Below are 26,728 nucleotides of genomic sequence, written 5' to 3'. Positions count from 1 at the left end.
GTGACCGGAATGGTCTGTCCGTCGACCACGGTCTCCGGCAGCCCGAAGGCGGGCTTGCCGAAGCGGCGGGTCGTCCGCTCCACCAGTTCGCCCCCGCCGTGCCGACCGCCGCAGCCTCCCCGTTCCCGACGGCATGGCCGCACTCAGCGTCGCCACCTGGAACATCCACAGCTGCGTCGGGCTGGATGCCCGTTTCGCCCCCGACCGCATCGCCCAGGTGATCCGCGACCTCGACGTCGACCTGATCGGCCTGCAGGAGGTCGGCTGGCACCACCGCGGCGAATCGGGGATGGACCAGTTCGCCTTCCTGGAACGCAACACCGGGCTGAAAGCCTATGCCGGCCCGACCAAGCACAGCGAGCGCGCGCATTACGGCAACTGCCTGCTGACCCGCCTGCCGGTGCGGTCGGTGGAGACGATGGACCTGTCCGTCGGCAAGCGCGAGCCGCGGGGCGGCATCGACGCGGTGGTGGAGGTGCAGGGCCGCCCCGTGCGGGTGATCGTCGCGCATCTCGGCCTCGACCCTTGGGAACGGGCCAAGCAGGTCGGCGACATAGTGTCGCGGGTGGAGAGCCAGCCGGAGCTTCCGACCCTGTTCATGGGTGATCTCAACGAATGGACGCCCAGTTCCCCCCGGCTGCGGCAGCTGGCGTCCTCCTTCGTCGACGTCGCCAATCCGCGCAGTTTCCACGCCCGCATGCCGACCCTGCGGCTCGACCGCATCTATGTGACGGGAGGCTTGCAAATCCCCGCTTTCGAGGTGATCCGCACCGTCCTCACCCGTCGGGCATCGGACCATCTGCCGGTCCGTGCGGTGCTCGCCGTCCCCTGATCGTCGATGGACGTTCCAGAACGTCAGTATGACCAACGGAGTCACGCACTGAGGTCATAGCGGGATTGTTGCGGTTGATAATTTTTTGTGCACCGCAATGTTCTTTCAACAACAGAGCTTTGCAAATGCGAAGAGGCTCTTGACCTATACGCGACCCCCGACGAAGGATATGGTTGGTAATACGATCAATATCTGGTCGAAGGAATTAACCGACCCTGGCCGCCCGGGGGTAGCCGTGACGTGAGGATCTGATTTGCTGTATCACCTGTACGACATGCAACACGCTGCCATGCGGCCGATGCGTTTCTGGGCCGAAGCCGCCCAGCAGACCTTCCAGAACCCGCTGATGCCCCTGTCCTACACCAAGCTGGGCCGGGCGGTCGCCGCCGGGGCCGAACTGGTGGAGCGGACGACCCGCCGCTTCGGCAAGCCCGCCTTCGGGCTGCCGGAGACCGTGGTCGACGGACAGACCATTCCGGTCACCGAACGGTTCGTCTGGCAGTCGCCCTTCTGCAAGCTGCTGAACTTCGCCAAGCCGGAAGGCACGCCGCACCAGCCGAAGGTGCTGCTGGTCGCCCCGATGTCGGGCCATCACGCCACGCTGCTGCGCGGCACGGTGGAAGCGCTGATGCGCGACCATGACGTCTACATCACCGACTGGATCGACGCGCGGCTGGTGCCGATGTCGGCCGGGAGCTTCGATCTGGACGACTACATCGACACGGTGGCGGAGCTGATCCGCTTCCTGGGCCCCAACACCCACGTCATCGCCGTGTGCCAGCCGGCGGTTCCGGTGATGGCGGCGGTGTCGCTGATGGCGGCGGCGGACGAGCCGGTGCAGGCGCGCAGCATGACACTGATGGGCGGCCCCATCGACCCGATGGCCAACCCGACGGTGCCGGTCAAGCTGGCGATGGAACGCCCGCTGAAGTGGTTCGAGCGCAGCGTGATCACCACGGTCCCGGTCTATTATCCGGGCGCCTTCCGCCGCGTCTATCCGGGCTTCATCCAGCTGTCGGGCTTCATGTCGATGAACCTCGACCGCCACATCAACGAGCATGTCGGGCTGTTCCGCCACCTCGTCCGCGGCGACGGCGATTCGGCCGAGCAGCATCGCCGCTTCTACGACGAATATCTGTCGGTGATGGACCTGTCGGCGGACTTCTACCTGCAGACCATCGAGACGGTGTTCCAGAAACACGCCCTGCCCGAAGGCACCATGGTGTCGCGCGGCCGCAAGGTGGAGCCGTCGGCGATCCGCAAGACCGCCGTGATGACGGTGGAAGGCGAGTTGGACGACATCTCCGCCCCCGGCCAGACCATCGCGGCTCAGCGCCTGTGCTCGTCGCTGCCGGACGACATGCGCAAGACGCATTTCCAGAAGGGCGTCGGCCATTACGGCATCTTCAACGGCCGCCGCTGGCGCGAAGCCATCCTGCCGGAAATCCGCAGCTTCATCCAAAGCCACGATGGCGAATGAAAGCGAAAGGGGCGCCGAACACCGGCGCCCCCTTCCCTGACGTCAACCAGTCGAAATTCTCAATCCACCGCCTCAGTCAACCATGCTCCGCGCCTCGGTGAAGGCATCCATGTGCCCCAGCCCGGCGCCGCCCGCCTTGACCCGCATGCCGGCGGTGGCGAGGTGGAACAGGTAGCCGAGAGCGAACAGCGCCACGAACAGCCCGAAGACCAGGGTGTTGTAGTAGACCATCGTCACCAGGGCCAGCACCGCCAGCACCAGCGAGATCGCCGGGAACACCGGATAGAAGGGGGCGCGGAACGGACGCTCCAGCGCCGGTTCGGTGGTGCGCAGGCGGAACAGCGCGGCCATGCTCATGATGTACATGACGATGGCGCCGAAGACCGACATGGTGACGATGTTGGCAGTCAGCGGCTGGCCGCCGATCTGGATCAGCTCGTCGGAATAGATGGCGGCGATGCCGATCACGCCGCCGGCCAGGATCGCCCAGTGCGGGGTCTTGCGCGTCGGGTGCAGGCGGGCCAGCACCGGCGGCAGGAAGCCGGCGCGGGACAGCGCGAAGATCTGGCGCGAATAGCCCATGATGATGCCGTGGAAGGAGGCGATCAGGCCGAACAGGCCGATCCACACCAGCATGTGCAGCCAGCCGCTCGATTCACCGACCACCGCCTTCATCGCCTGCGGCAGCGGGTCGTTGATGTTGGACAGGGCGTTCCAGTCGCCGACGCCGCCGGCGAAGATCATCGTGCCGAAGGCCAGCACCACCAGCGTCAGGATGCCGCCGATATAGGCGCGCGGCACGGTGCGCTTGGGATCCTTGGTCTCCTCGGCGGCCATCGCCGCCCCCTCGATCGCCAGGAAGAACCAGATGGCGAAGGGGATCGCGGCGAAGATGCCGCCCAGCGCGTCCTTGCTGAAGCTCGGCGACCCCGCCCAGCCGTTGGCGGTGAAGTTGGCCCAGGAGAAGCCGGGATAGACGACGCCCATGAACACCACCAGCTCGATGATCGCCAGGATGGTGACGAACAGCTCGAAGGTGGCGGCGATGGACACGCCGGCGATGTTCAGCCCCATGAACAGGATGTAGGCACCGACCGCCGCGGTCTTCGGGTCGAGCCCGGGAAACTGCACGTTCAGGTAGGCGCCGATGGCGAGTGCAATGGCCGGCGGGGCGAAGACGAACTCGATCAGCGTGGCGAAGCCGGCGATGAAGCCGCCCTTGGGCCCGAAGGCGCGGTAGCTGTAGGCGAAGGGACCGCCGGCATGCGGGATCGCGGTGGTCAGCTCGGTGAAGCTGAAGATGAAGGTGGTGTACATCGCCGCGATCAGGATCGTGGTGACGAGGAAGCCCAGCGTCCCCGCTGCCGCCCAGCCGTAGCTCCAGCCGAAATATTCGCCGGAGATCACCAGCCCGACGGCGATGCCCCACAGATGGAGCCCGCTCAGGCTTTTGCTCAATTCAGGTTTCGTGTTCCCAGACATGTTGCCTCCTGCCCCTGTTCAAGGCTTTGGATTCAGTGGCGTTGATGCCGTTGGCGGCGCTCTCTCACGACCGGTCGGTCAGTTGGTTTTTCTCGTTGTCCGGACCGGCGAGCGACGGGGCGTCCTCCTTCAGGGCGACCCCCGTCAGTTTCAGCCGCGCCGCCTCGGTGGCGAGCCAGCACAGCTTGTCGGCGGCCGTCTGGATCGACAGGCCGTCGGAATGGATGTTGGAAATGCAGTTCCGTTCGGAATCGGCGCGGCCGGGCTTCGGGTCCCAGGTCAGATAGACCCCCAGCGATTCCGCGGCCGACAGGCCGGGCCGCTCGCCCACCAGCAGCGCCACCAGCCGGGCGCCCATGGCGGACGCCACCTCGTCGCCCAGCGCGACCCGCGCCTGCTCCGCCAGCACCACCGGCCCGATGCGCAGATGCCCCAGCCGCGCCGTGCAGGCCCGGACCAGCGGAGCGGCGTTGACCTGCACCGCGGCGGCCGACAGCCCGTCGGCGATCACGAACAGCACGTCCCACTCCCCCGCCGGCAGCGCGGCGGCGCTTGCCGGGTCGAGCCGGCGGCCGAGGTCCGGACGGCGCAGATAGGTCGGGCGGTCGGGTGCGGCGCTGTGGACGCGGATGGTCTCCAGCGGCGACAGCTCGGCGGCCAGCCGGTCGAAATCGACCGCGCTATGGACGGCGTCGCGGGCGCGGGCATGGGCCAGCTGGAACTCCAGGAGAGCCTTGGTCGGCAGGGCGTCGCCGCTGCGGCCGAGCGCAATGCGGGCGCGGGTGGCGGTACGGAAGCGCGCCCAGGGATCTTTCGGAGTCTCGCTCATCAGGCCGCACTCCCCAGCAGGGCGGCGACGACGAGGCTCTGGTCGGGCCAGGGCGGCAGGCGGCGCTGCTCGTCGAGCCAGCCGGCCTTGTCCAGCCACGCCTCGAACTCCGGGGCCGGCGGGCGTTTCAGCAGATGCCGCAGGCCGAGCACGTCGTGGTAGGACAGGCTCTGGTAATTCAGCATGATGTCGTCGGCGCCGGGCACCGCGATGACGAAATTGACGCCGGCGGTCGCCAGCATCGTCATCAGGACGTCCATGTCGTCCTGGTCGGCCTCGGCATGGTTGGTGTAGCAGACGTCGCAGCCCATCGGCACGCCCAGCAGCTTGGCGCAGAAATGGTCTTCCAGCCCGGCCCGCGTGATCTGCTTGGCGTCGTACAGATATTCGGGGCCGATGAAGCCGACCACCGTGTTGACCAGCAGCGGGTCGAAGGCGCGGGCGACCGCATAGGCGCGGGTTTCCACCGTCTGCTGGTCGACGCCGAAATGGGCATCCGCCGACAGGGCGGACCCCTGCCCCGTTTCGAAATACATGACGTTGTCGCCGATGGTGCCGCGCTTCAGCGACTTGGCCGCCTCCTGCGCCTCGGCCAGCAGCGACAGGGTGACGCCGAAGCCGCGGTTGGCCTTCTCGGTTCCGGCGATGGACTGGAACACCAGATCGACCGGCGCCCCGCGTTCCATCGCCTGCATCGTCGTGGTGACGTGGGCCAGCACGCAGGACTGAACCGGGATGTCGAAGCGGGTGCGCACGGCGTCGAGCATCTCCAGCAGCGCGATGCAGGCCGGCACATTGTCGGTCGCCGGGTTGATGCCGATCACCGCATCGCCGATGCCGTAGAGCAGCCCGTCGAGCGTGGAGGCGGCGATGCCGGTCGGATCGTCGGTCGGATGGTTGGGCTGCAAGCGGCTCGACAGCCGCCCCGGCAGCCCGACCGTGGTGCGGAAACGGGTAACGACCGAGCATTTGGCGGCGACGCAGACCAGATCGTGGTTGCGCATCAGCTTCGACACCGCCGCCACCATCTCCGGCGTCAGGCCGGGGGCGAGAGCCGCCAGCGCCGCGCTGTCGGCCTGATAGGACAGCAGCCAGTCGCGGAACTGCCCGACCGTCATGTGCGCCACAGGACGGAAGGCGTCGGCGTCGTGGCGGTCGATGATCAGGCGGGTCACCTCGTCGGTCTCGTACGGGACCAGCACCTCGTTCAGGAAAATCTTCAGCGGCAGGTCGGCCAGCACCATGCGCGCCGCCACCCGCCGTTCGTCGGTGTCGGCGGCGATGCCCGCCAGTTCGTCGCCCGACCGCCGCGGCGAGGCGCAGGCCATCACCGCCTTCAGATCGTCGAACCGGTGGCGCTGCCGCCCCAGGTCGCACTGGTAACCAGCCATGCCGGCCTCCCGCCCGTCTCATCACAGAGGGAAGAGTGGCACGGGTGCGGCGGCGGGCAGTTGACCGTAGAACACAAAATGCCGACCGGGAGGCGCGATCAGGGGGAGTAGCTTGAACGGCGGCATTCCGGCCCAGGCGTGGCCGTCGGCGGAGAAATCGGCTAGGCCGGCGAACCCGAAGCCCGGCCATGGCGTTCCTTCCGCACTGCAGCGCGCCGCCCCTCACCGGACGCCGCGCGCCATACGTGAAGGAGAATCCGATGCTGACGCTGTTGCGCGCCGCCGCCCTGGTCCTGCCGCTGGTCGCCGTGGCCGCCTGCCACAACGAAGGCCCGGCCGAGCGGGCCGGCAAGTCTCTCGACAATGCCGGCCAGAGCGTCAAGGACGCCATCGACCCGCCGGGTCCGGCGGAAAAGGCCGGCCGCGCCATCGACCGGACAGTGAACTGACGGGCGGACGGTGAGCTGAGTCACCGCCTATTCAGCGGGCGGCGAAGTCCCGCTCCCGCCCTTGCCCCCGCCCGGTCGGCGGCACGCCCGACACCTCCAGCAGCAGTTTGCTGAGGATGGCGTCGGCGAAGGCGTCGAAGTCGCGGGCGGGCACCAGGAAGGCGCCAGGACCGCCGATGACATGCTCGCGGTAATAGGCTTCGAGATCGTTCGGCGCCGCCCCGCCCCAGGGGTTGGGGCGGTCGTTCAGGATCGGCAGCCCGTTGATGGTGATGCCGCGGGCGACCGCGGCGTCGCGCGCCTCCTCCACCGGACGGCCACGGTTGTTCTCGCCGTCGCCCGAAATGTCGATGACACGCCGCGTCCCCTCGAACCCGTTGTGGCCGAACAACGGGACGGCGTAGTCGATGACCGCGCTGATCGAGGTCCACTGCTCCGTCATCATCGGCGCCTCCGCCACGCTGGCGGCGAAGCGTTCGATGCTGGCCGGATCGCTCAGTTCGGTCCAGCCGACGACGGTGTGCTGGTGGCTTTCCCCTGCCCATTCCACATAGGTGGCGCTGATCCGGCCGAAGGGCCCGCCACGGATCGCCGCCTGCACCTTCGGGTTCAGCAGGGCCTGGACATAACCGTTGCGCTGAAGCTTCGCCTCGTCCGGATCGACGCTGCCGGAGACGTCGACCGCAAAGACCAGTTCCACGTCCACCGGCGTCTGCGCGGCAGACGGTACAACGAATGCAAGCAGGCATAACAAAGCGAAGAGCGGTATTCGGGCGAAGGTTGGAGAGAAGACGCGCGTCAAGGAGTGGGCCAAGAGACGGTATGCACGCATACGCACCCTCCATCCAGCCACCGGTCCGGCCTGGGCGCCGGACGAAGGATTGAGGATTGGTACGCGAACGGCCCCTGTCCATGCTTCACTGGGCTATTCCGATCCCGTCGGACGGCCAGTGCGGGGTACTCCACCGCCGGAATTACAAGAATATGCAGGCGGAGTGCGGGTAACGGGTGACAAAACCGATATTGCCTGCATAGGCTAATCCTATCGGGGTACGCCGTCAGACTGGTGCTATCCCGCGCGCCCGCCCTCCCCGCTCAATCTCCGAAGCAGCCATCGACGTGCTCCCTGGTCGTTCGCTCCCCGCTCCCGCTGCGGCTTCACCGTCGCGATGGACCAGCCGGCTGCTGCTGTCCGTCTGCACCGTCCTCGCAACCGGATTTCCGGCTTTGGGCATAGCACAGCCGGTGACGGAGTTGCCGCCCAAGCCCATCCATGCGGCGGAACTGATGGCGCCCGAGCGGCCCAGACCGCAGGGCCGGACCCAGCCCGTCGCCACCAAGCCGCCTGCCACGCCTTCCAATGCGCTGAACGTCGATCCACAGACCGCAGAGGCGAGAACCGCCGCCGCGAAAGCGGCGAGAGCCGCCAAAGCGGCTGAAGCCAGGGCCGCCGACGAGCGGATCATGAGCAGCCGGGCCTCCGACAGCCGGCCGGCGGACGGGCAGACCGCCTGCGCCGACCATGAGCCGGCGAGCCAGCCGGTTCTCGACGCCCTGTTCGGCGGGGATGCGGCCTTCGCCGAACTGGCCCGCCGGTCGCCGGCCGAGGCGTTCCGCTGCTCCAGCCTGTTCCCCGGCGACGCGGCGCTGGCCGCCCTGCGCGACGCCGTTCCGCAGGCGCCCTTCGATGCGGTCGGAGCCGCCGACCAGTTGAGCACCCGTCCCGGCGGGGAGGAGATCATCGCCCGCGCGCTCGACCTCGGGCTGCTGACCCGCTCGCTGGAGGGGGGGATGCCCTTCTACGAGACACGGCACGAGCTGCGCAAACGCCTGCCGAAGACGGATCTCCGGGCGCTGGAAATCCATGCGGCCAAGGCATTGGCGGCCTCGCTGGCGCGCGATCCGGCGGGAATGGCGCCGAAGATCGGCGCGCTGCTCGACGACATGGTCGACGATCCGCCGGCCGACCGCTTCCGCATCACGATGGCGATGTCGTCGGAGGATCTGCTCGGGCTGATCGCTCGGATCGGGCCGCAGCTCTACACCTCCTCGCTCGACGGGCTGGTCAACATCCTGCGGATCCAGGTGAAGCTGGAGAAGCGCAGTTTCCTTGACCTCGCTCGCGAGGAACGGACGCGGCCATTGTGGGCGGAGTTCTTCGTCGCGACGGTCGGCGGCGGACGGGCGGCGAGCCTGTTCGGCACCAACCCGGCCATCGCGCGCGAGCTGATGCGCGAAAGCCTGCGGGCTCTGCTGCCGGCTGACGGGAAGCCGCCGGCAATCGACACCGCGGTCGTGATCGGCGCCCTGGCCGACGCCATGGATCTCGACAGCCCTCCCATCCGCGCCGCACTCGAGGACGAACTGGCCGCCCGCTACCGCGCCGCTGGCGAACCGCCGGCAAAGACCGGCCTTCAGGAAGTTTCCATCCGGAACGGGACCGGCGACACGCCGGCCCGGAGCAGCGGGACCGGCGACACGCCGGCCCGGAGCATGATCGGGTTGGCGGGCAGCCTGCACGCGGCACGGCTGTCCGGCCGGGCGGCCACCCCGGCCTTCGAGGCGGAACGCTTCTCCCAGAACCATCCGCTGGCCGCCTTGCCGGTCCTGAGCGGACAGCGCCTGTTCCGCAACGGCATCAATGTGCAGCGGATGACCTTCTACGACGATCCGGACGGCCGGGCATCCTTCCGCGGCTTCCTGCGCCAGCACCGCGCGAAGGGCTGGGCGCTGCACGGCCAGTCCGGCTTCGCCGTCGCCATCAGCCCGGAACGCAATGGGCGCCGCATCGTCATCGTCGCCGACATCCCCGGCGCCGGAGATGCCGGGCGCGCCGCCGCCTGGGACTGGATGGCGCGCGAGGGGCTGGCCCCGTCCATCGTCATCCATCGCGGCCACAGCTATCACGAGGACGCCACCATGACGGAGATCGCGCCGGCCACGGCGCTGGTCTTCTGGGGCTCCTGCGGCGGACACACGCGCCTGCGCTCGACCTTGGAACGCGCGCCGGACGCGTTGGTTCTGGCGACCCAGAACATCGGCGTGTCGACGGTCAACGAGGCCCTGCTGGGCATCATGGAGGAGCGGCTGCTGGCCGACGGCGCCATCGACTGGAACGCGGTGTGGAAGGAGGCGCGCGGCCGCATCCGCGACCGCCGCTTCGCCTCCTACAAGCGGCCCGACCAGGATTCGGCGAACCTCGCATTCCGTGCCTGGCAGGTCCGGACGGCGTCGCACTGAGCCGCATCAGAAAGCCGGTTCCGGAAGCATGGCTGTGTTTCGCCGCCGCCGCTTGCGGCGGAACCGGACGCATGTTGCTGTGATGTGGCCGATTGTCGCTCTCCCCCCGGCATCCCTCTGGTATCGAGGTTCCCCGCCATGACGTGGCAGACGCTCGCCTTTTTCTTCGCCACCGCCTTCGTGATCTCCATGACGCCGGGCCCGAACATGCTGCTGGCGATGAGCCTCGGCCTGCGGTTCGGCGCACGCCGGGCCGCCTGGGGCGGTGCCGGCATGTGCGCGGCGCTGGCAGTGATGGCGGCGCTGTCGGCCTTCGGGCTGGGCGCCCTGCTCTCCACCTCCGTCCTCGCCTTCGAGATCGTGCGCTGGGCCGGTGTCGCCTATCTGACCTGGCTTGGGATCGCTGCGTGGCGGGCGCCGGTCGAACAGCCGGGCGAGCGCGATGCCGCTGCGGCCACATCGGGAGAAGGGACGCCCGTCCGCCTGTTCCTCCGCGGCGCGCTGGTCGCCTTCAGCAACCCGAAGGCGCTGGTTTTCATGGGCGCGCTGTTCCCACAATTCATCGACGCCGCCGCTCCGCTGGCGCCACAGCTGGTGGCGCTGGTCGCCACCATGGTGGTGATCGAGTTCGGCTGGATCATGGCCTATGCCACCGGCGGCGACCGTCTGGCGGCGAAGCTGACCACGGTGTCGGCGGCCAGATCGCTGAACCGCCTGACCGGGGGGCTGATGATCGGCGCCGGTGGCCTGCTGGCGCTCGCCCGCCGGGTCTGACCCACCCGGCTTTTCCCGGAAAAGACCCCGAAAAAGAAAAGGGCCGCGCAATCGCGCGGCCCTATAGTTTAGGGAGGAAACGCCCCGAGAATGGGCAAGGGCAGAATATGCTGCGGCGCACACGAACTGGTATTACCAATGCTGAATGGTAGCCATGCGCCACGGGAATAGCCCTATGCAGCAATATGCATTGTCAGCAATAGAGCACAGCCCCGGTTACAAAAATTTCACAGCTCCGCCGCGTCCCGGTCATCGCCCGCACCACTAATGCTGCGGTTCGCCGTCCCTGCCGAAAGGTTTAACCCCAGGCAGGGGCAGCGATGCGAAACACCCGGCCTTAGGAACGGTGCGATGGCGATCCCAGTCCTGCGCAGCCTGACGCTGAAGCAGGCGATTCACGCGGTCCTCGCCGCCTTCGTCATCGGCCTGACCATCACCGCGGCCGAATTCGCCTGGACCGCCACGCGCGAGCGGGCGGCGGCGCTGGCGCAGGTCAAGGATGTGGTCGCGCTGGTCGAGGGGCCGGCCGCCAGCGCCGCCTGGCTGATCGACGCGGAGCTGGCCGGACAGGTGTTGCAAGGCATGGTCCGCGCCAACGCCGCCTGGGCGGAAATCCGTCTCAGCGACGGCACCCTGCTGGCGCGCCGCGAACGCCCGCCCAAGCCGGCCAGCCTCCTTGAACGCGGGGCGACCGCCCTGCTGTTCGTCGACCGGCCGGTGGTGACGCACGAGTTGATGACCCCGCCGAACGGAGTGGCGAGCGGACCACGGGCCGCCGACAGCTCGCGGATCGGACAACTGGTTGTCGGCATCGACACCGGACGGGCGGCCTCCGGCTTCCTCACCTATGTTTCCGCGGCGCTGGTGGCGGGGACTCTGCGCAACCTGCTGATCGGGCTGGCGATGGCGGCGGTGTTCCACCGGCTGCTGACCCGCCCGCTGCTGCAGATCGGCCGCGCGGTGGCGCGGATCGACCCGGAAAAGCCCTATGGCCAGCCGCTGGCCGTGCCGCGCGGCCATGCCGACGACGAGCTCGGCTTCGTCATTGCCCGCTTCAACCAGACCCTCACCCTGCTGGAGCACGAACATGACGAGCTGCGGCGGCTGGCGACGCGCTGCCCGCTGACCGGGCTGGCGAACCGCGCTCTGCTGCTCGACCGGCTGGATCACGCCATCGAGCTGGCGAATCGCGCGCGCGAACCGGATGCCGGCCGGCTGGCGGTGCTGTCTGTCGACCTCGACCGCTTCAAGCGGGTGAACGACAGCCTGGGACACGGCATCGGCGACCTGCTGCTCTGCCGGGTGGCGGAGCGGCTGGGCGCCAGCGTGCGCCGCTGCGACACCGTCGGCCGGCTGGGCGGCGACGAGTTCCTGGTGGTGCTGGAGCGCGTCGCCGACCGGGACGAGGCGGCGATGGTCGCGCAACGGCTGCTCGACGGCCTGTCCTCGCTGCGCGAGGTGGGGGAACACCGCGTCCATCTCACCGCCAGCATCGGCATCGCCGTCCATCCGGAAGCGGGGAATGGAGAAGCGCCGGACGCCACCGGCCTGATGCGGATGGCAGATTCGGCGATGCAGGCGGCCAAGGCGGCGGGCGGCGACCGCTTCGTCTTCTATACCCGCGAGATGACCGACCGGGCGGAGACCCGCCTGCGGCTGGAGTCCGGCCTGCGCGAGGCGGTGGCGGCGCGCGCCTTCGAGCTGGTCTACCAGCCGAAGATCGAGGCGGCGGGCGGCCGGCTGACCGGCTTCGAGGCGCTGATCCGCTGGCGGCACGAGGGGGCGGCGGTCTCGCCCGCGGATTTCATTCCGGTCGCCGAGGACACCGGCCTGATCATCGAGATCGGCCGCTGGGTGCTGGAGGAGGCCTGCCGCACCGCGACCCGCTGGGCGCTCGACCATGGCCCGGTGCCGGTGGCGGTCAACGTCTCGGCCCGCCAGCTTGCCGATCCCGGCTTCGCCCGGCTGGTCGAACAGGTGTTGCAGCGCCACGGCACGCCGCCCAACCTGCTGGAGCTGGAGATCACCGAGACCGTCATCATGAAGGACGTGCGCCACCATCTGCCGACGCTGAACCGGCTGCGGGATCTCGGGGTGCGCATCGCCATCGACGATTTCGGCACCGGCTATTCCTCGCTGGCCTATCTGCGCCAGTTGCCGGTCGATGTGCTGAAGATCGACCGCAGCTTCGTCAACGACCTGCCGCATGCCCCCGACATCGCCTCCACCGTCATCGCGCTCGCCCAGCGGCTTCTGCTGTCCACCGTGGCGGAGGGGGTGGAGACCGCCGAGCAGCGCCATTGGCTGGCGGAGGCCGGCTGCGACTGCCTGCAAGGCTATCTGATCTCGCGCCCGCTGGCGGCCGAAGCGGCCGAAGCCATGGTGATGACCGCCTTCGCCCGGACCGAGCCGCTGCCGATGACGGCATGAGGCCGGAGTTTCGGTCAATGCGCGGCGGAGGTCCGGTCAAGACAGCCCTCAACATGCCGGCTATGGTCGCCACCTCAGCGCCAACCGACCGATACGCCCCCATGACCGTCTCATCGACCCTGCCCGACCGCCGCTCATCCAACCGCGCCACGCTGGTCGGCTTCATCGCCATCCTGCTGTGGGCGACCCTGGCCCCGCTGGCGACGCTGGCCGCCATGGTGCCGCCGTTCCAGCTGGTGGCGACCTCCTTCCTGCTGGCCTTCCTGGTCGGCAGCGGCTGGACCGCGTCCCGCGGCGACAACCCGCTGCGCTATTTCCGCCAGCCGGTCGCGGCCTGGACACTGGGCGTCGGCGGGCTGTTCGGCTTCCACTTTCTCTATTTCATGGCCTTGCAGGCAGCTCCGCCGGTGGAGGCCAACCTGATCAACTATCTGTGGCCGCTGCTGATCGTGCTGTTCTCCGCCCTGCTGCCGGGGGAGCGGCTGCGGGCGTGGCATGTCGGCGGCGCCGTCGCCGGGCTGGCGGGCACCGCCCTGCTGATCGCGCGCGGTGGCACCAGCGACTCGGTGGGTGGATTTTCCATCGATCCGGCGCATCTGCCGGGCTATGCCGCGGCACTCGGCAGCGCCGTCACCTGGGCCGGCTATTCGGTGCTGCGCCGCCGGCTGGGCCAGATCGGCGAGGCGCCGACCGATGCGGTCAGCGCCTTCTGCCTCGTCACCGCGCTGCTGTCGCTGCTCTGCCATCTGGCGCTGGAGCGCACGGTGTGGCCGGACAGCGCCGCCGGCTGGGGAGCGATGCTTCTGCTCGGGCTGGGACCGGTGGGTGCGGCCTTCTTCGTCTGGGATTACGGTGTGCGCCACGGCGATATCCGGGCGCTGGGGGCGCTGTCCTATCTGGCGCCCCTGCTGTCGACCCTGCTGCTGGTCCTGTTCGGCCTCGCCCCCAATTCGGGCATCATCTGGGTGTCCTGCGCCCTGATCGCCGGCGGGTCGCTGCTCGCCAGCAAGGACCTGCTGCGGCGGAAGGCCTAAGCCTCCGCCCCCTGCGCGGCGGCCGCGACGTCGTGGCGGGCTCGGTCGGCGCTCGCCAGCCCGTTGAAGTACCAGTTCAGCGCCACCGCCGTCAGGGTGCCGAGCAGGATGCCGCTGTGCAGAAGCGGCGACAGGAAAGCCGGCATCTGCGAGAAGAACCTGTCCGACACCAGCGGGATCAGCCCGACGCCGATGCTGACCGCCACGACGATCAGGTTCTCGCGCCGGCCGGCGAAATCGACCTGCGTAAGGATCTTCACGCCGGTCGCCGCCACCATGCCGAACATCACCAGCCCGGCCCCGCCCAGCACGAAGGCCGGCACCGACGCCACCACATGGGCCAGCTTCGGCAGCAGCCCGAGCAGCAGCAGGATCAGCCCGCCCGCAGCGCAAACCCAGCGGCTGCGCACGCCCGTCACCCCGACCAGCCCGACATTCTGCGAGAAGGAGGTGTAGGGGAAGGTGTTGAAGACGCCGCCGATCAGCGTGCCCAGCCCGTCGGTGCGCAGGCCGCGGACCAGATCCTCCCGGCTCACCGGACGGCCGACCATGTCGCCGACGGCCAGGAACATGCCGGTCGACTCGATCATCACCACGATCATCACCAGCGACATGGTCAGGATGGCGACCGGATCGAACACCGGCATGCCGAACTGGAAGGGCTGGACCAGCACGACCCACGGCGCCTCACCCAGCCCTTTGAAATCGACCATGCCCAGAACCATCGCCAGCACCATGCCGGCCACCAGCCCCAGCAGCACCGCGACGTTGCGGACGAAGCCGCGGCCATGCTTCATCAGCGCCAGGATCGTCAGCAGCACGAAGGCGGCCACGCCCAGGAAGGCCGGGTCGCCGAACCGCGGGTTGCCGACACCGCCGCCGGCCCAGCCCACCCCCACCCGCATCAGCGAGACGCCGATGATGGCGATGACGCTGCCGGTCACCACCGGCGGGAACAGCGGCAGCAGCCGGCCGACCAGCGGTGCGGCCAGGATGGCGAAGACGCCCGCCCCGATCACCGCGCCATAAATCCCCAGCAGCCCCAGCGACGGGTTGGTCGCCATCGCCACCATCGGGCCGACTGCGGCGAAGGTGACGCCCATCATCACCGGCAGCCGGATGCCGAATCGCCAGACCCCCACCGCCTGGATCAGCGTGACCACGCCGCAGGCGAACAGGTCGGCGTTGATCAGCATGGCGATCTGGTCCTTCGGCAGCTTCAAGGCGCCGCCGACGATCAGCGGCACCGCAATGGCCCCGGCATACATCACCAGGACATGCTGCAACCCCAGCGCCAACAGCCGCCAGGGCGCCAGAACCTCGTCGACGGGATGGACATCGGGGGTGGCGGCGCTTTTCATGGCGGAAGCCTCGCATTTCAATCGGTCGGTTTCTTTTCTGCATGGGGCGTGCCGTGCTGACGAATGGCGGTTTCCGGCCGCCCTGCCGCCTGCCGATGCACAAGGCTTGGGCAAATCCACGGCGCCGCTGCCCGCACAGGTGGCAAAAGCCGCGCGGTTTATTGCCGCGCCCGGCTGGAGACCCCGACGGGGGCTGCGTTATTCTTTAACGATCCGTGCGTACAGTCGCTGCCGCATACCCCTTTCGCGCAACCGAAGCCGAGCGTCGCGATGAGCAAGTCGATCGAGGGTGTATCCAACTGGATGCACATGTTCCGTTGGATCGTGAAGCTGATCCGCGACGAGTATGGGGTCGATGAGGCTCTGCTGACCCGCAATGCGACGCTGGAAACCGACATCCAGCTGTCCATCGACCAGGTCGAGCAGGTGCTGGAATATATCGCCGAGAGCTTCGCCATCCGCTTTCCCGACGGGACGCTGGACGAGTTGGTGAAGCTGGAGGAACTCTGCCTGCTGGCGAGCTGGATCAAGGGCTATTACAAGCGCCCCGAATTCATCTCCGACGCCTTCGAGGCCCGCTGCCGCAGCATCAACCAGATCGCAGCCTGACGATGAACGACCGGACCTCCCGAAATCCGTCCACCCCGTACCCGCCGGGCTTCGTCTGGGGCGTTTCCACCTCCGCCTATCAGATCGAAGGGGCGGCGGCCGAGGACGGGCGCGGTGCCAGCATCTGGGACGTGCGCTGCCGCACCCAGGGCGGAGTGGTGAACGGCGACACCGGCGACGTCGCCTGCGACCACTACCACCGCATGCCGGAGGATGTGGCCCTGATGAAGGGGCTGGGCGTCGACGCCTACCGCTTCTCCATCTCCTGGCCCAGGGTGATGCCGCACGGCAAGGGGGCGGTGAACGAGGCGGGGCTGGATTTCTACGACCGGCTGATCGACCGGCTTCTGGAGGCGGGCATCGAGCCCTGGCTGTGCCTCTACCATTGGGATTTGCCGCAGGCCTTGCAGGATCTGGGCGGCTGGTCGTCGCGCGACTGCGCCGGCTGGTACGCCGACTATGCGGCACTCTGCGCCCGGCGCTACGGCGACCGGGTGAAGCGCTGGATCACCTTCAACGAATTCTCGGTCTTCACCCTGTTCGGCTATGCAATTCCCTGGGCGGCGCCGGGAATCGTCGACCGGGCGCAGCATCTGCGCGCCATCCACCATGTCAACCTCGCCCATGGCACCGGGGTGGACGTGCTGCGCGACATGGTGCCGGGCGCCTCCATCGGCGCCATCCACAACCGTCAGGTCGTGATCCCGGAGACCGACACGCCGGAGAACCGCGCCGCCGCCGCCCTGCTGGACGAGCATTGGAATCTGGTCTTCTGCGACCCGCAGATCCTGGGCCATTACCCGCCGCAGACCGCCGCCGCCATCGAGCCCTATGTCCAGTCCGGCGACATGGCGCGCATTGCCCGGCCGGTGGACTGGTTCGGGCTGAACCATTACGGCCCGATCTTCGCCAAGGCCGATCCGGCCCGGAGCTGGGGCTATGGCTGGGGTGACGCGCCGGCCGATTCGCCGACCCACGGCGTCGGCTGGGCGATCTTCCCCGATGCCTTCCGGGACGAGCTGCTGACCATCCAGCGCCGCTACCGCCTGCCCATCGTGGTGACGGAGAACGGTTGCGGCGGCAGCGACGCCGTCAGCCCGGACGGCAGGGTCCACGACCCCCACCGCATCAATTACCTGACCATCTACAACGCGGCGATGCGCGACGCGATGGCCCAGGGTGCCGACGTGCGCGGCTATTTCGTCTGGTCGCTGCTGGACAATTTCGAATGGGGCAGCGGCTATGGCCAGCGCTTCGGCATCGTCCACGTCGATTTCCAGACCCTGGTCCGCACGCCGAAGGATTCGGCACGCTGGTACACGGATCTGATCCGGGCGGCGAAACCCTAACGCCGCCAGACCTCGGCACAGACACCCTCCGCCCCGGCCGGCGCCTCCACCAGCGCCGCCGCGTCGTGCAGGAGCAGGCTGTGCCCGGCGGGAACCGTCAGCGCCTCGCCGTCCTCGGGGGTAACCGTCAGCATGCCGGCAAGGGCATGGACCAGCAGCACGTCGCCTGACGCCTGATGCACATTGGCCCGGTGCGCAGCGGAACCGGCCAGCAGGGCCAGCATGCCGGCCGCAGATGCCCGGTCGAGCATCAAATTGACATCACGGATCGGGCCGGCGGTCGGCTCGCACCACACCGGGACCTCGCCAGGAAAGGCAAAGGCGGGGTCCAGGCGGCGGCGCTCCACCGGCGGGGCGCCATCGACCGACAGGCGCATGCCGTCGCCCTCCACCACGGCGATCAGCCGGTCATAGCCAGGAAAGGCGGAAAAGGGGCCGGGCTCCACCACGTCGGCGATGCTGACGCGCCAGACGAAACGGCCATCGGGGCGGCCATCGGCGGCCGGTTCCACCGCCAGTTCGGTGGTAACGCCACCGCCGTTCTTCCAGGGAACGCGGCGATGGTCGGCGGGGCTCAGGCGCGTGATGGACTGCAAAATCTTGCTCCGGAACGGATCGGCTCCGCTCCGTCATAGCACAGCAGTGAGCATGGCTTCACACGAACAGGCTGAAGCTGCCCATCAGTTTCTGTGTGCCGGTCTGTCCGGTGGGGATGGAGTTCATGCTGCCGATTGCCTGGTTCAGGCCGTCGAGCGTCGCCTGCTGGCCGGTGGTGAGCGCCATGCCGGTGTCGCCCTTGGCCGGCTGCTTGGCGACGGTGTCGAAATCCTGGCTGTAGTTCCCCATGACCAGCTGCATGGCGTAGTTCTTCGGGTCTTTGTCCGACTGGCCCTTGTCGCGGGTCACGCGCAGGGTGTAATCGCCTTTGTCGACCGTCAGGTTGCCGGCCTGCAACTGCTTGAAGGCCTTGTAGTCGTCGCCGGCCTTCGGGTCGCTGTCGGCCACCACGCGGCCGAGCTTGTTCATCAACTGGACGCGCAGGCCGTCGTCGCCGACCTGACCCATGGTCATCTCGCCCTTTTGGGTGACCTTGAATTTGTAGAAATCGACCTTGTCGTTCGCCGCCAGCGTGCTGGCGACGTTCAGGCGGGTGGTGTTCTTGGCAAGCACGCCGATGTCGGTGGCGCCCGCCGTGGTGGTCAGCGCCGACTTCTTGACCGTCTTGGAATATTCCTTGACGTCGCCGACAGCCTGATTGCTCTGCGACTTCTTGATGGCCTCGACCGCGCTGTTGATCGACGCGTTGAGGCTGGAGACCATAGAGTTGACGCTTGAGAGAGCATCATCCGCCATGATTCGTCATCCTTCTTCCGATCCGACCATCACGCCCGACCCAACCCGGACGCCGCCGAGGAACTTGCCAACAAGAGTGCGGCCGGCTGAGCCGCCACCCGGACACGTCTGCCCAAAGGGAGTATACGACAACAGCCGGCCGAACATAGGTAGGATTCGTGATTTTTTTGGTCGAAAGCTGGGATGCGGTCCCTGCACGCCACCGTCGGCGGCCCGATCCGCATCAGGATCGCGGCTTTTCTCCTTTCGCCGTATGCGGCTCGGCCAGGGCGCGGGCAGCAGCAGCGGCGAGGCTGGGCGGCTGGAGGACCGACTCGGAACCGGCCGGGCTCACGGCTTCGTCGGCGAGATGGCAGTGGGGCGGCTGGGTGGGGCCGGTGACGACATCGAAATCGAACATGACAACCTCTCTCGGCTTGTGATGAAGCCGCCCGGGTCGCCCGTGTTCGGATTTTTCAGGATGTGCAGCCCATGAAGGGCCGGGGATCACAAACACGAAAGCCGCCGCGGGTCGGTCCGGGCGGCTTCGGGAGTGAGCGACAGATGCGCGTTCCTAGGCCGCCGAACGAAACCAGCGGCCAAAATATCGGGAGCGTCCGCAGGACGCGATGGTGAGCATCTGTTGCATGGGGGCGACCATAGCGCGCGGCCACCGGCTTGCCAAGAGGCATTTGGGCAAAACAATGCCTTCGCGGCTAGCTCGCCTTCCGCTCTCCCACCGTGTCGGCGACATAGGCGTCGCGCTGGCCCAGCGGCCGGGCCGGACGGCCGTCGCGGTCCGTGGTGTCGCGGGCGGTCTGGTGTTCGATCTCCGCGTTCAGCTCCGCCCCCAGCAGCACGACGTAGGAGGTCAGGTTGAACCACAGCAACAGAACCACGACGGCGCCGACCGACCCGTAGGTCTCGTTGTAGCTGCCGAAGTTCGACACATAGACGGAGAAGCCGAGCGAGCCCAGCAGCCAGACGATGGTCGCCATCGCCGAGCCCCAGGTGACCCAGCGCCATTGCGGTTCCCGCCGGTCCGGGGCGTAGCGGTAGAAGACGGCCAGTGCCAGCATGATGGTCACCGCCAGGATCGGCCAGCGCGCAAGGCTGGCGATCCAGCCGATCGGCGTGTCCTTCAGCCCGATGATGTTGATGGCGGCCGGGACGGCGACGATCAGCGCCATGGCGAGGATGACGAACAGCAGCCCGGCTACCGTCAGCCCCATCGACAGCGCCGCCAGCGTGAGGAAGCCGCGCGTCTCCTTCTCGCCATAGGCGATGTTCAGTGCCGACACCAGCGAATTGGTCCCGCGCGAGGCGCTCCACAGCGTCAGCAGCAGGCCGAAGATCAGGCCGAAGCCCAGCCCCTGCGACGGGGCGGTCGCCACCTTGCGCGCCTGGTCGCTGACGATGCTGAGGGCGTCCGGCGGCAGCAGGCTGCCCAGCTGGTTCAGCTGGCTCTCGATCGTCGACGGGTCGGCGACGAGGCCGTAGATCGACACCAGCGCCGCGATGGCCGGGAAGATGGCGAGCAGGGCATAATAGGCGACGCCGGCGGCCAGCATCGACACATTGTCCTTGCTCTGCTCGTCCCACACCCGCAGCAGGATGTCCTTCCAGCCCTTCTTGGGGATCTCCGACGGGCTGTCCGCCGACCGGCCCCGGCTGTCGCCGCCATTGACCCCGTCATTGGCACCGTGCCCGCCGCCATGCTGCGCGCCGTGCTGCCGGTTCAAACGGTTGCGGTGCTCGTAATAATGTCGGCGGCTCAGCCCCAGCATCCCCCGTCCTCCTCAGGCCACGGCTTCGCGGAGCGCGCCGACGCGGTGCCGCGCCGTTTCCAGCGCGTGGAACTGGGCACCGATGGCGACCTGGAGATGGTCGTCCGGCGCATCGCGCAGGGCGTCGCGGAACAGCGCCAGCGTGCCGTCCAGCCCGCTTTCCAGCCGGGCCAGCAGGTCGCCGCGGGCACCCGGCCCGCCGGCTCCGGCCATCACGCTGCGGGCGCTGGCCTGCGCCAGCCCGTGCATCGGCGACCAGACGCGCGCACCGTCGCCGGCGGTCTCGATCCAGCCGCCGCCCTGGCGCAGTTCGTCGTCGAGCGCCACGGCGCTGCGGTCGAGCTGGTCGGCCAGCTCCTGCAGGCGGCCGGACAGCGACGGATCGGCGATGGTCATGTCGGCGCGGCGGAAGGCCTCGGCCCCGTCGCGGCAGGCGCCGGTCAGGTCGGTCAGCAGATGTCGGCTGCGCGGGTCGAGCTGCCGCCCGCCGGGGGCATAATCGTCGAATTCGGTGGCGGACTCCGGCGTGCGGGCGACCGCCACGGCGAGCCAGAGGGCGCCGACGCCCATCAGCGCCACGGGAATGGGGTTCGCGCGCACGGCGCGGGCGATGCGGCCCGACAGTCCGTCGCCGCCGCCTTGGATCACGTCGCGCACCACCTGCACCACCCCGCCGGACATCTGGCCGGGCGACAGGCGGAACTCGATCTCGTCGATCACCGAATCCATGCGGGCGCGGATCGACTGGATTTCGTGCTCGATCTCCTCCGGGCGGCGGCCCTGGGTGGCTGTCGTGTTGGGAGGAGCGTCGGACGGAATGGCGTCGTTCTGATGGGTCATGCCGGGCGTCTCCTGTGGGGGCTGCCGGCTTGCAACACAATCAAAAGCCGATTGTTCCGGCTCCTCCCGCTTCGACCCCGGCGGTCATCCCATAAGGTCAGCCGATGATCTGGGCGAAGGCCATCACCTCGATGCTGCCCTGCCAGATCATGCGGATGGCGACATAGACGATGACCAGCAATCCCAGATAGGCGATCCAGTGGAAGCGGTTCAGCAGCCGCGCGATCACGCTGGCCGCCGCCCCCATCAGCGCCACCGACAGCAGAAGCCCGATGGCCAGTACCCAGAGATGCTCGCGCGCCGCACCGGCCACCGCCAGCACATTGTCGAGCGACATAGAGACATCGGCGACGATCACCTCCCAGATGGCGGTGCGCACCGACTTGCCGCCGCCGGCCGGGGCCGAAGCCCCGCCATCGCCGGCCTCATCCCCGTCCCCATCGGCGACCAGCGCCGCGGCCTGGGCTTCCTCGCGCTGGCTGCGCAGTTCGCGGAACAGCTTCCAGCACACCCATAGCAGCAGGAGACCGCCGGCCAGCGTCAGGCCGATGATGTCCATCACCTTCGTCGCCGCCAGCGCGAAGCCGATGCGCAGCACCACCGCGGCGGCGATGCCCCAGAAGATCACGCGGGCCCGCTTTTCCCGCGCCACTCCGGCAGCGGCCATGCCGACGACGATGGCGTTGTCACCGGCAAGCACGAGGTCGATGAAGACCACTTGGCCAAGCGCGATCAGTTCGGGAATCAGCGAGTCCACGGGCGGTCCGTCGATTGTCGGTGGAAGGGAGGCGGGCGGGGAAGATCCGCCCTATAGCGCGTGAACGCGCGGTGGCGCAACATCGCCACCCGGCCGCGGTAGAAAATGTCGCGGAGCCCAGAACGCCGAAGGGCCGGACGGTTTCCCGCCCGGCCCTTCCATCATCGACCAGCCGTCATGGGCGAATCGGCGGCGGCGCTCAGGCCAGCGCCACCAGGGCCACGCCGCCGAGGCCGATGGCCGCACCCAGCCCGCGCAGGGCCAGCGCGCCCTTGCCGCCGCGGACGACGCCGCGCAGCGACAGGGCGGCGCCGACGCCGGCGCCATGCAGGAGCGCGGTGGCGAGCGCGAAGCCCAGGCCGTAGAGCAGCGGCTGTGCCGCCTCCGGCATCTCGGCGCCATGGGCATGGCCGTGGAACAGGGCGAAGGCCGAGACCACGACCAGCGACACCGGCAGCGACAGGCGCGACTGCGCGGCGATCAGGGCGCCCAGCACGATCACCGACCCGGCGATCCCCAGCTCCACCGCCGGCAGCTCGATGCCGGTCATGCCCAGCAGGCCGCCGCCGATCATGGCGGTGACGAAGGCCGCCGGCAGCGCCCACAGGGCGGCACCGCCGCGCTGCGCCGCCCACAGCCCGACCGCCACCATCGCCAGCAGATGGTCCCAGCCGCCGATCGGATGCAGGAAGCCGTGGGCGAAACCGGCGTCATGGGCGCCGAAGGTGTGGGCGTCGGCGACCGCGGGCAGCACCAGCCCGGCCAGCAGGACGGCCGAGGCGAGAGGGAAACGTTTCATTGACCAGCATCCTCTGATGTCGTGTCGCGCCCATCGGATTGTGCCGTCCCGGCTTTCCCGCCCGACGCAGGGGAAACCGGACGGTGTGGCGCGGTTGGGGCGAAGTGTAGCAGAAAGAGCCGGCCCGGCCATGGCCGAGACAGCGCTACACCCCCACCGGATCTACGTATTTTGACGCAGGTCAATGAGTTGCACCCCCGATCCGTCAGGATGCAATCCGTTAACTCCCAGGAAATGCCGCCCCAGGAACCTCCAATGTCCACCGTCATGCTTCCCGGAGAGGGTTCGGTGTCCGTCCGGCTGTGGCTGGACGGCGGTCCGGAGGGCATGGCCATCCGCCGGGCCGAGGTCGCCGCCCGCCGCCCGCGCGCCGTCGCCGCCCTGGTCGGCCGCAGGGCGGATGAGGCGGCGCGGCTGGCGCCCCTGCTGTTCAGCCTGTGCGGCAGCGCCCAGGGACTGGCCGTCGCCCGCGCCTGCGAGGCGGCATTGGGACTCGACGTGGGCGCCCATGACGCGGCGCGCAGCCTGCTGACCGATGCGGAGGCGCTGGACAGCCATGGCTGGCAGGCGGTGGTCGAATGGCCGGTGCGCCTGGGCGCTCCGCCGCGGCCGGCGGCCCTGCGCGAGCTTCGGAGCGCGGTGTCCGCCGTCCTGCCGGCGCTCTATCCGGCCAAGGATGGGCTGCGCCCCGGCGGCGGCGTCCTGCGGCCGGACTTCGCGGCTCTGCGCAGCGCGCTGGACCGGATGGCCGGCTGGCTGGGGGCGACGGTCTTCGCCGGCCCGCCGCCGCGGGATGCTGACGAACTGGCCGGCTGGGCGGCGCGCGGCGGCACGGACGCGGCGCTGCTGGCCGCCCGGCTGCTGTCGCCCGCTCCAGCGGGCTGGAGTCTGGCCGGCTGGGGGGCGTGCGGCGTGCCGCTGCTCGGGGAACGGTCGCCCGGCTGGTTCGCGACGGCGCTGGCCGGCGATCCGGCCTTCGCCACCGCCCCCCGCCGCAACGGTGTCCCGGCCTTGACCGGCCCGCTGGAGCGGCAGGTGGACCACCCGCTGGTCGTCTCGGTGACGGAGCGCTTCGGCGACGGGCTGGCCCGGCTGTTCGCGGCGCGGCTCGCCGATCTGGCGGAGTTGCCGCGGCGGATGGAGGCGGCCATCGCCGCTCTTCGACCGGCCGACCCGGTCGCCTCTGGTTCGTCCGGTCCCGGCGAGGGCTGCGGCGTGGCGGAGACGGCGCGCGGACGGCTGGCCCACTGGCTGCGGCTGGACGGGGACGGCCGGCTGGCCGATGCCCGGATGGTGGCGCCGACCGACTGGAATTTCGCCGCCGATGGCCCGCTGGCGCGTGGCCTCGCCGGAGCGGCGGTGCGCGACCGCGACGATGCGGTGGAGCGGGTGCGGCTGCTGGTCGCGATGCTGGATCCCTGCGTCGCCTGCGGCATAGACGTACACGAATGACGAGCGCTTGCCGAAGCCCGCGGGCAAGTCGATGATGGCGGGCGTCTTGCGGATGGAAGAGTGGGAGAGCGCGTGATGTGCACGGTTTGCGGATGCGGCGAAGGCGAGACCCGAATTGACGGCAAGGCCACCGATGCCGGGCATGAGCACATCGGCCCCGACGGGAAGGTCTACCGCCACCGCCACGGCGAAGCGCACCATCACCACGCCCACCATCACCATGACGACACCCATGAGCATGTCGCCCCCGACGGCACGGTGTTCCGCCACAGCCATAACGATCATGTCCACGGCGACCACGAGAATCATGATCATGGGCACGATCACAGCCATGACCACGGCCACCATCATCACGCCGCCCACGACCACCACCGCCCCGACCGGCCGGACGCCATCGACGGCGGTGCCGCGCTGAACCAGCCGCGGCTGGTCACCATCGAGCGCGACATCCTGGCGAAGAACGACGGGCTGGCCGCCGTCAACCGCCGTCGCTTCGCCGACCGCGGCGTATTCGTGCTGAACCTGATGTCCAGCCCCGGTTCGGGCAAGACGACCCTGCTGACCCGCAGCCTGACCGATCTGAAGGGCCGCTTCCCCGTCGCGGTGATCGAGGGCGACCAGCAGACCAGCTTCGACGCCGACCGCATCCGCGCCACCGGCACCCCGGCGGTGCAGGTCAACACCGGCAAGGGCTGCCATCTCGACGCCTCGATGGTGGCGCAGGCCGCCGACAAGTTGGCGGCCGACGGCCAGTTCGCCGGGGACGGCGTGCTGTTCGTCGAGAATGTCGGCAATCTGGTCTGCCCCGCCGGCTTCGACCTCGGCGAGACCCACCGCGTCGTCGTGCTGTCGGTGACGGAGGGCGAGGACAAGCCGCTGAAATACCCGGACATGTTCGTCCGTGCCGACCTGCTGGTCGTCAACAAGATCGACCTGCTGCCCCATCTGACCTTCGATGTGGAGCGGATGATCGGCTACGCCCAGCGCCTGAACCCGTCACTGGCGGTGATCCAGCTGTCGGCCACCACCGGCCAGGGGCTGGAGGAGTGGTACGACTGGATCGCCGACGGGCTGGCCGAGGCCCGCGCGTCTCACGCCGCCACCGCAGCCGTCTGACCGGAGGACCGCCGCCATGTGCCTTGCCGTCCCCGCCTTGGTCACCGCCCTGCTGCCCGACGACCGCGCCACCGTCAGCCTGGGCGGCGTCACCTCCACCTGCTCGCTGGAGCTGGTGGAAGGCGTCGCCGTCGGCGACTACGTGATCGTCCATGTCGGCTACGCCCTGTCCCGCCTGGATGCGGAGGAAGCCGAGCGAACGCTCGCACTCCTGGCCGAAGTCGCAGAATCCGACGCCGCGGCCTGACGCCCCCTCCCCTTTCATACGCCCGCCGACCATCCGGACTCCCCGCCATGACCGACCGCCGCCTCTTCACCCGCAAGCTCGACATCGCCCGCGGGGCGGTGGACATGACCCATGGGTCGGGCGGCAAGGCGATGGCGCAGCTGGTGCGCGAGCTGTTCGCCGCCGCCTTCGCCAACCCGTATCTCGATCAGGGCAACGATCAGGCCGCCTTCGACGTGCCGGGCGGGCGCATGGTGATGACGACCGACGGCTTCGTCGTCTCGCCGCTGTTCTTTCCCGGCGGCGACATCGGGTCGCTGGCCATCCATGGCACGGTGAACGACGTCGCCATGGCCGGTGCCGTGCCGCTGCACCTGACCGCCGGCTTCATCATCGAAGAGGGCTTCCCGCTCGCCGACCTGAAACGGGTGGTCGACAGCATGGCCACCGCAGCGCGGGAGGCCGGGGTCGCCATCGTGTCGGGCGACACCAAGGTGGTGGAGCGCGGCAAGGGCGACGGCCTCTTCATCACCACCACCGGCATCGGCATGGTGCCGCCCGGCGTCGCCCCGTCGGGCGACCGGGCGCGGCCCGGCGACGTGATCCTGGTCAGCGGCACCATGGGCGACCATGGCGTCGCCATCATGTCGACCCGCGACAATCTGGGCTTCGAAACGGCGATCCTGTCCGACAGCGCCGCGCTGAACGGGCTGGTCGCGGCGATGGTGGCGGCGGTGCCGGACGTGCATGTGCTGCGCGACCCGACCCGCGGCGGGCTGGCGACGACGCTCAACGAGATCGCCCACCAGTCCGGCGTCGGCATGCGGCTGCGCGAGGCCGACATCCCGGTGCGGGCGCAGGTGACGGCGGCCTGCGAATTGTTGGGGCTCGACCCGCTTTACGCCGCCAACGAAGGTAAGCTGATCGCGATCTGCGCCGAGGAGGAGTGCGACCGCCTGCTCTCCGCCATGCGCGATCACCCGCTGGGACGGGATGCCGCCTGCATCGGACGGGTGGTGGAGGACTCCCACCGCTTCGTTCAGATGGAGACCCGCTTCGGCGGCCGCCGGATCGTGGATTGGCTGACCGGAGAACAGCTTCCCCGTATCTGCTGATACGTACCGGCGGGCTAACCCGCTGTTTCCAAACAATCGGCCCC

At 69.0% G+C, this 26,728-nt stretch carries 25 protein-coding genes; 13 read left to right on the top strand and 12 right to left on the bottom strand.

The window, feature by feature from the left end; all coding sequences use genetic code 11:
* Window positions 1–133 precede the first annotated feature (133 nt).
* Entirely contained in the window at window positions 134–832 is a 699-nt protein-coding gene (locus tag GBZ48_RS29110; protein WP_246307541.1) for an endonuclease/exonuclease/phosphatase family protein, read from the top strand.
* A gap of 253 nt (window positions 833–1,085) precedes the next feature.
* The gene (locus GBZ48_RS29105) at window positions 1,086–2,312 is read left to right on the top strand and encodes a polyhydroxyalkanoate depolymerase (RefSeq protein WP_174474212.1); all 1,227 of its coding nucleotides are present in this window, start codon (window positions 1,086–1,088) and stop codon (window positions 2,310–2,312) included.
* A gap of 72 nt (window positions 2,313–2,384) precedes the next feature.
* Here GBZ48_RS29105 and eat read toward each other — a convergent pair whose 3' ends face one another.
* The 3 genes from eat to GBZ48_RS29090 all read right to left on the bottom strand — a co-directional run bounded on the left by eat (window position 2,385) and on the right by GBZ48_RS29090 (window position 6,014).
* Window positions 2,385–3,770, bottom strand: a complete 1,386-nt coding sequence (eat, locus tag GBZ48_RS29100) for an ethanolamine permease (protein WP_425486025.1) — start codon at window positions 3,768–3,770, stop codon at window positions 2,385–2,387.
* Window positions 3,771–3,858: 88 nt separating this feature from the next.
* The gene (gene eutC, locus GBZ48_RS29095; protein WP_174474210.1) at window positions 3,859–4,623 is read right to left on the bottom strand and encodes an ethanolamine ammonia-lyase subunit EutC; all 765 of its coding nucleotides are present in this window, start codon (window positions 4,621–4,623) and stop codon (window positions 3,859–3,861) included.
* Window positions 4,623–6,014 carry an ethanolamine ammonia-lyase subunit EutB gene (locus tag GBZ48_RS29090; protein WP_174474209.1) on the bottom strand — a complete coding sequence of 464 codons (1,392 nt, stop codon included), beginning with the start codon at window positions 6,012–6,014 and terminating at the stop codon, window positions 4,623–4,625. The genes eutC and GBZ48_RS29090 overlap by 1 nt, the downstream gene beginning before the upstream one ends.
* A gap of 260 nt (window positions 6,015–6,274) precedes the next feature.
* On the opposite strand from GBZ48_RS29090, the gene GBZ48_RS29085 reads away from it, so the two are divergent.
* Complete coding sequence (locus GBZ48_RS29085) at window positions 6,275–6,463, top strand: hypothetical protein (RefSeq protein WP_246307540.1); 189 nt, start codon at window positions 6,275–6,277, stop codon at window positions 6,461–6,463.
* 31 nt (window positions 6,464–6,494) lie between these two features.
* Here the strand turns inward: GBZ48_RS29085 and GBZ48_RS29080 are convergent, their stop codons facing one another.
* Entirely contained in the window at window positions 6,495–7,169 is a 675-nt protein-coding gene (locus tag GBZ48_RS29080; protein WP_343049713.1) for a DUF1194 domain-containing protein, read from the bottom strand.
* A gap of 521 nt (window positions 7,170–7,690) precedes the next feature.
* On the opposite strand from GBZ48_RS29080, the gene GBZ48_RS29075 reads away from it, so the two are divergent.
* From GBZ48_RS29075 to yddG, 4 genes are all read left to right on the top strand, one after another.
* The gene (locus GBZ48_RS29075) at window positions 7,691–9,703 is read left to right on the top strand and encodes a hypothetical protein (protein ID WP_246307539.1); all 2,013 of its coding nucleotides are present in this window, start codon (window positions 7,691–7,693) and stop codon (window positions 9,701–9,703) included.
* Between the two features lie 138 nt (window positions 9,704–9,841).
* A complete protein-coding gene (locus GBZ48_RS29070; protein ID WP_174474205.1) occupies window positions 9,842–10,477 on the top strand; it encodes a LysE family translocator in 636 nt (211 codons plus the stop codon).
* A gap of 351 nt (window positions 10,478–10,828) precedes the next feature.
* Complete coding sequence (locus GBZ48_RS29065; protein WP_174474204.1) at window positions 10,829–12,907, top strand: putative bifunctional diguanylate cyclase/phosphodiesterase; 2,079 nt, start codon at window positions 10,829–10,831, stop codon at window positions 12,905–12,907.
* A gap of 101 nt (window positions 12,908–13,008) precedes the next feature.
* A complete protein-coding gene (yddG, locus tag GBZ48_RS29060) occupies window positions 13,009–13,941 on the top strand; it encodes an aromatic amino acid exporter YddG (RefSeq protein WP_174474203.1) in 933 nt (310 codons plus the stop codon).
* Here yddG and GBZ48_RS29055 read toward each other — a convergent pair.
* The gene (locus GBZ48_RS29055) at window positions 13,938–15,302 is read right to left on the bottom strand and encodes a nucleobase:cation symporter-2 family protein (protein WP_174474202.1); all 1,365 of its coding nucleotides are present in this window, start codon (window positions 15,300–15,302) and stop codon (window positions 13,938–13,940) included. The genes yddG and GBZ48_RS29055 overlap by 4 nt on opposite strands.
* A gap of 270 nt (window positions 15,303–15,572) precedes the next feature.
* On the opposite strand from GBZ48_RS29055, the gene GBZ48_RS29050 reads away from it, so the two are divergent.
* Window positions 15,573–15,911, top strand: a complete 339-nt coding sequence (locus tag GBZ48_RS29050) for an acyl carrier protein (protein ID WP_098736002.1) — start codon at window positions 15,573–15,575, stop codon at window positions 15,909–15,911.
* A 2-nt stretch (window positions 15,912–15,913) separates the two neighbouring features.
* A complete protein-coding gene (locus GBZ48_RS29045; RefSeq protein WP_174474201.1) occupies window positions 15,914–17,260 on the top strand; it encodes a GH1 family beta-glucosidase in 1,347 nt (448 codons plus the stop codon).
* On the opposite strand, the gene GBZ48_RS29040 is transcribed toward GBZ48_RS29045, so the two are convergent.
* The 7 genes from GBZ48_RS29040 to GBZ48_RS29010 form a co-directional block, all read right to left on the bottom strand.
* Window positions 17,257–17,856: a HutD/Ves family protein gene (locus GBZ48_RS29040; RefSeq protein WP_174474200.1), complete on the bottom strand. Its 600-nt coding sequence runs from the start codon at window positions 17,854–17,856 to the stop codon at window positions 17,257–17,259. The genes GBZ48_RS29045 and GBZ48_RS29040 overlap by 4 nt on opposite strands.
* A 58-nt stretch (window positions 17,857–17,914) precedes the next feature.
* On the bottom strand, window positions 17,915–18,613 hold the full coding sequence (locus GBZ48_RS29035) for a hypothetical protein (RefSeq protein ID WP_174474199.1): 699 nt from the start codon (window positions 18,611–18,613) through the stop codon (window positions 17,915–17,917).
* A 223-nt stretch (window positions 18,614–18,836) separates the two neighbouring features.
* Entirely contained in the window at window positions 18,837–19,013 is a 177-nt protein-coding gene (locus GBZ48_RS29030; RefSeq protein WP_174474198.1) for a hypothetical protein, read from the bottom strand.
* Window positions 19,014–19,308: 295 nt separating this feature from the next.
* Window positions 19,309–20,379: a YihY/virulence factor BrkB family protein gene (locus GBZ48_RS29025; protein WP_174474197.1), complete on the bottom strand. Its 1,071-nt coding sequence runs from the start codon at window positions 20,377–20,379 to the stop codon at window positions 19,309–19,311.
* Window positions 20,380–20,391: 12 nt separating this feature from the next.
* Window positions 20,392–21,219, bottom strand: a complete 828-nt coding sequence (locus GBZ48_RS29020) for a DUF3618 domain-containing protein (protein ID WP_174474196.1) — start codon at window positions 21,217–21,219, stop codon at window positions 20,392–20,394.
* Window positions 21,220–21,316: 97 nt separating this feature from the next.
* Window positions 21,317–21,976, bottom strand: a complete 660-nt coding sequence (locus GBZ48_RS29015) for a YjbE family putative metal transport protein (protein WP_174474195.1) — start codon at window positions 21,974–21,976, stop codon at window positions 21,317–21,319.
* A gap of 199 nt (window positions 21,977–22,175) precedes the next feature.
* On the bottom strand, window positions 22,176–22,775 hold the full coding sequence (locus GBZ48_RS29010; RefSeq protein ID WP_174474194.1) for a HupE/UreJ family protein: 600 nt from the start codon (window positions 22,773–22,775) through the stop codon (window positions 22,176–22,178).
* 255 nt (window positions 22,776–23,030) lie between these two features.
* Here GBZ48_RS29010 and GBZ48_RS29005 point away from each other — a divergent pair, with 255 nt between their 5' ends.
* The 4 genes from GBZ48_RS29005 to hypE all read left to right on the top strand — a co-directional run bounded on the left by GBZ48_RS29005 (window position 23,031) and on the right by hypE (window position 26,684).
* The gene (locus tag GBZ48_RS29005) at window positions 23,031–24,227 is read left to right on the top strand and encodes a nickel-dependent hydrogenase large subunit (protein WP_246307538.1); all 1,197 of its coding nucleotides are present in this window, start codon (window positions 23,031–23,033) and stop codon (window positions 24,225–24,227) included.
* 75 nt (window positions 24,228–24,302) lie between these two features.
* The gene (hypB, locus tag GBZ48_RS29000) at window positions 24,303–25,343 is read left to right on the top strand and encodes a hydrogenase nickel incorporation protein HypB (RefSeq protein ID WP_174474192.1); all 1,041 of its coding nucleotides are present in this window, start codon (window positions 24,303–24,305) and stop codon (window positions 25,341–25,343) included.
* Window positions 25,344–25,359: 16 nt separating this feature from the next.
* A complete protein-coding gene (locus GBZ48_RS28995; protein WP_174474191.1) occupies window positions 25,360–25,590 on the top strand; it encodes a HypC/HybG/HupF family hydrogenase formation chaperone in 231 nt (76 codons plus the stop codon).
* Window positions 25,591–25,637: 47 nt separating this feature from the next.
* Window positions 25,638–26,684, top strand: a complete 1,047-nt coding sequence (gene hypE, locus GBZ48_RS28990) for a hydrogenase expression/formation protein HypE (protein ID WP_174474190.1) — start codon at window positions 25,638–25,640, stop codon at window positions 26,682–26,684.
* Window positions 26,685–26,728: the final 44 nt, after the last annotated feature.

It is taken from the genome of Azospirillum melinis, from assembly GCF_013340935.1.
Lineage (GTDB): Bacteria > Pseudomonadota > Alphaproteobacteria > Azospirillales > Azospirillaceae > Azospirillum > Azospirillum melinis.
The sequence above is the reverse complement of the archived record's forward strand: the minus strand, read 5'-3'. Positions and strand labels throughout refer to the sequence as shown.